Origin of the sequence: Parendozoicomonas verongulae, assembly GCF_009711465.1 — a bacterium.
GTDB lineage: Bacteria > Pseudomonadota > Gammaproteobacteria > Pseudomonadales > Endozoicomonadaceae > Sansalvadorimonas > Sansalvadorimonas verongulae.
Genome location: NZ_SMME01000507.1, coordinates 1 through 1,125, shown reverse-complemented (window position 1 = coordinate 1,125; position 1,125 = coordinate 1). Strand labels below are relative to the sequence as shown.

1 protein-coding gene is annotated in these 1,125 nt (G+C 53.3%); it reads right to left on the bottom strand.

From position 1 onward, the window contains the following. Positions 1-1,125 (bottom strand): TcfC E-set like domain-containing protein (locus E1189_RS01225; protein ID WP_196220941.1); only part of this gene is annotated, 1,125 nt, incomplete at both ends.

Genomic DNA, 1,125 nt, shown 5'->3' with positions numbered 1-1,125 from the left:
TTTGTTGCCTGTTAGAGTTATACCGGTAACTCACACTGCCAAGGCTGGTATCATCAAGAGAAAGGGGCAGGCTTATGGAACTGTTAATCTGTTCAAAACTGTCACCCAGTAATTTGTTGTCATAGGTGCTGGCGGAGGTACTGGTAACCGCACTCACAGAATCAGCTGGCGCCCTGTTTCGCTTCCAGAGCCGGCGATAATTATTGTTGAGAGACACAACCCCAATCTGGGTGCGCAGTCCCATTCCGGCACCGTGGTTACCAGCATTATCCACCATCCCGTAGGGGGATATATCCCAAAAGCTGCCCACATGAAACAGCCCGGCTTCAATCAGGGATTCATCATTATCAGCGGCAAAAGCCAGCGTCCCGGACCAGGTATCCCCCAGCCTGCGACCAACCCCACCACGCCCAAGTATTTGCCCTGTGGTTTCAGGCAGTGTCGCATTGGCGACACGGTTAAGCACATCCCCCGCTTCCATAAACCAGGTCCACTCACCGGGAGCAGGCAGACGATTCTGTTTAGCAAAGAAGCGCGTTTCACGGCTCACCTCAACACCGAGATCATCAATAATGCGGATATCCAGATTGTAAGCACCGTCCGGCAGGGAAGATGTATTCAGCGCCTGATTGCCTGCCTCAAAGAACTGGGAGGCTAACAGCTTTCCATCCCGGCGCAGTTCTACACGTCCACGGGTGGGCAGAAACACGTCAAGGGGTGTGCCACCAGTAAATTGCGTATCCAGACGGGTGCTATCAGATGTTGCTACACGCCCCCCCAGCAAGGTTTGATCCGAGGTAAAATTCAACCCGAAGCCACGGCTTGAGATCATGCCCCCCTGCCAGGCAACGCCTTCGAATTCCCGTTGAGCATACAACCGGTCGACGATCAGGTTCTGGTCTTTGGTGTAATCCCAGCTGCCATAGATGCTGTTTTCCCGCCAGGATAAAAGACTGACACCACCGACCGTATAATCCGTACGGCTGGTTCCGCTGGAAGCAGTATTACCCGAAGCTGTGACCGAGAAGTTTTGCAGGTAGGCAAAATCACCATCGGATGGCGGGAGGTAACGTTCAATATCTGCCGCACGGGTCAGCAGGTAATTGCGATTAACGAAGAGGTCCA